The sequence below is a fragment of the Micromonospora sp. ALFpr18c genome (assembly GCF_008868155.1).
GTDB lineage: Bacteria > Actinomycetota > Actinomycetes > Mycobacteriales > Micromonosporaceae > Micromonospora.
The window spans coordinates 1-2,033 of sequence record NZ_WBKR01000365.1; the positions used below are offsets into that span (position 1 = coordinate 1).

3 protein-coding genes are annotated in these 2,033 nt (G+C 69.2%); all 3 read right to left on the bottom strand.

Translation table 11 applies throughout. The features are described 5' to 3' along the window. The coding region (locus tag F8271_RS31055) for a LacI family DNA-binding transcriptional regulator (RefSeq protein WP_225854891.1) at positions 1-610 on the bottom strand (610 nt) is incomplete at its 3' end. 194 nt (positions 611-804) lie between these two features. Further along, positions 805-1,035 (bottom strand): alpha/beta fold hydrolase, encoded by a 231-nt coding sequence (locus tag F8271_RS31060; protein ID WP_225854892.1) that lies wholly within the window; start codon positions 1,033-1,035, stop codon positions 805-807. A gap of 25 nt (positions 1,036-1,060) precedes the next feature. Beyond that, positions 1,061-1,393: a GNAT family N-acetyltransferase gene (locus F8271_RS31065; RefSeq protein WP_151493342.1), complete on the bottom strand. Its 333-nt coding sequence runs from the start codon at positions 1,391-1,393 to the stop codon at positions 1,061-1,063. Positions 1,394-2,033 lie beyond the last annotated feature (640 nt).

The following is a 2,033-nucleotide window of genomic DNA, read 5'->3' on the forward strand; positions in this document are numbered from 1 at the left end:
CGGCGCCCGGAACGGTGTCGAGCGGGCCGTTGACGAAGCCGATCCGGCGTCGGCCGGTGGCGACGAGGTGGTCCACGGCCAGCGCCACACCCTGTCGGGAGTCGGTGCGTACGTTGTCCACGGCGGCGTCCGCGCCGAGCTGGCCGACGACCACCACCGGCACCGGGCTGTCCACCAGCGCCCTGAGGTGGTCGTCGGTCACCCGGATCGGCGAGACGATCATCCCGTCCACGTAGCGGTTGGCCAGCCGGCGCAGCAGCGCGGTCTCGTTGTCGATCCGACCGCCGGTGGCGTGCACCAGCAGTTGCCGCCCGGAGGAGGCGACCACGGCCTCGATGGCGCGCATCATCTCCACGTACACCGGGTTGCCGATGTCCTCGACGGCGAGCGCGACGAGGCCGGTGCGCTGCGACTGCAACGACCGGGCGATGGCGTTGGGCACGTAGCCCACCTCGGCCGCCGCCTCGCGGACCTTGCGGATCGTCTCGGGGCTACCACCGACGCCGTTGAGCACCCGCGAGGCGGACGCGATGGAGACGCCGGCGCGGGCGGCGACGGTGTGCACCGTGGGCCGGCCGTCCGCCGGTTCCTGTAAACGTTTACGACCCACGTCCGGCACCTCCACCCGATAGCTGTAAACGTTTCCGGGGAGTCTGCTCCGCAGGTGGCGGAGAGGTCAAGGGCTCGTTACGAAAACGTTTCCAACCGCCCGGACCAGCCGAACAACGCGGGTGGGGGCGATCTCAGCCGGTTGTTGTCAGGAGTCGGGCCACGGCTGCTGGTTCGGCCAGGTGTGGGAAGTGGCTACCGGGGAGCACGGTCACCAGGACCGACCGGATCGGCGACCCCCACCTCGGTCACCTGGTCGTGCACGGCCTCGACAACCTCCGCCATCGCGTACGAGGACCGCCGCTGTGAGTCGCCGTGACCGGGCAGGTCGAGAGCGAGAACCTGCCGGGCAGGATCGATCACCGCGAGCTCCCGCCGGACCGGGTCCCACTGCCCCCGGTCGAATGTGAGGCCGTGCAGCAGCACCAGCGTGGGCGACGATCGTCGTCAGTCATCGACGTTGCCTTTCCGGTGTCCCGATCTCCCGGTACCGCCCGAAGGTGAGGTGGCGGCGGAGGGTGAAGCCCATGGCCTCGTACAGTCGGATCGCGCTCGTGTTGACCGTGGCCGCGTGCAGGAAGGGCGTCTCGCCGCGCGCCTGGACACCGGCCGCGACCGCACGGATCAGCCGGGTCGCGAGGCCGTGGCCCCGGTACGCCGGATCCGTGCAGACCGCGCTGATCTCGGCCCAACCGGGCGGACGCATGCGCTCCCCCGCCATGGCAACGAGCGAACCGTCGCGCCGGATGCCCAGGTAGGGGCCAAGTTCGATGGTGCGGGTCAGGAACGGCCCCGGCTCGGTCCGGCGGACGAGGTCCCTGACCGTGCGCCCGGGTGCCTTCCACCGCCCACAACCGGCACCCGTGCGGCGGGGTGTGCGCGGCGGCGAACGCCAGCAGCCGACTCAACCCGTCCTCGTCGGTGGGCACGGTGACCTGCGCCAACACCGCCCCGAGCCGGTCGAGCACCGCAGCGGTGTGCGTGTCCGTGTGGGTATCCACCCCCACCACCACGTCATAGCGATCCGTAACCCGCTCTACGATCTGTGCCATCTCGGGTTGTTGCTCCTTTGCCAGTGACGACCGGGACAGTCGGCGTCGGCTCGGGATGCAGTCACCTCAGCGGCAAATCTGTGATGGGCCACGTGTGCTCGCACGGGCAGGCTTCTGATCAGGCCAGCAAGGTGGGCCGGGCCGGCGCCGACGACCACCTGGGGACAGGTCTTGCACAAGGCACACCCGCACTCCGAGCGGCCGGATCGGCAAAGAGTCACCCAAATGATCATTGACGCCGAACCCTATCGGCAACCGACCGAACCGATCACCACAGACATAGAAGCGTCTTGCACTTACTGTCCCGATATACGGGGCATCCCACTCATCTCGACAACCGAAAGTGCAAGATCAGCGCGGTCTGCACGGATC